2 tRNA genes (1 of these 2 running past the window's edge) are annotated in these 224 nt (G+C 58.0%); both read right to left on the bottom strand.

The features are described from left to right. Window positions 1-78: transfer RNA gene (locus DW269_RS12675), tRNA-Ser, on the bottom strand (it extends 56 nt beyond the left edge of the window). Between the two features lie 10 nt (window positions 79-88). Continuing rightward, window positions 89-164, bottom strand: a tRNA-Phe gene (locus DW269_RS12340). Between the last annotated feature and the right edge of the window lie 60 nt (window positions 165-224).

Below are 224 nucleotides of genomic sequence, written 5' to 3'. Positions count from 1 at the left end.
GATTCGAACCCCCGCAGGACGTTAATCCTCTGTCGGTTTTCAAGACCGATCCCTTCAGCCGGGCTTGGGTAAACCTGCATCATTCTAATGGTGGTTCCGGCCGGAATCGAACCAGCGACACGAGGATTTTCAGTCCTCTGCTCTACCGACTGAGCTACGGAACCAAAATGGCGGTCTGGACGGGGCTCGAACCCGCGACCTCCGCCGTGACAGGGCGGCATTCT

This window comes from Catenibacterium sp. AM22-6LB, assembly GCF_003435615.1.
In the GTDB taxonomy this organism is placed as follows: Bacteria; Bacillota_I; Bacilli_A; order Erysipelotrichales; family Coprobacillaceae; genus Catenibacterium; species Catenibacterium mitsuoka_A.
The sequence above is the reverse complement of the archived record's forward strand: the minus strand, read 5'-3'. Positions and strand labels throughout refer to the sequence as shown.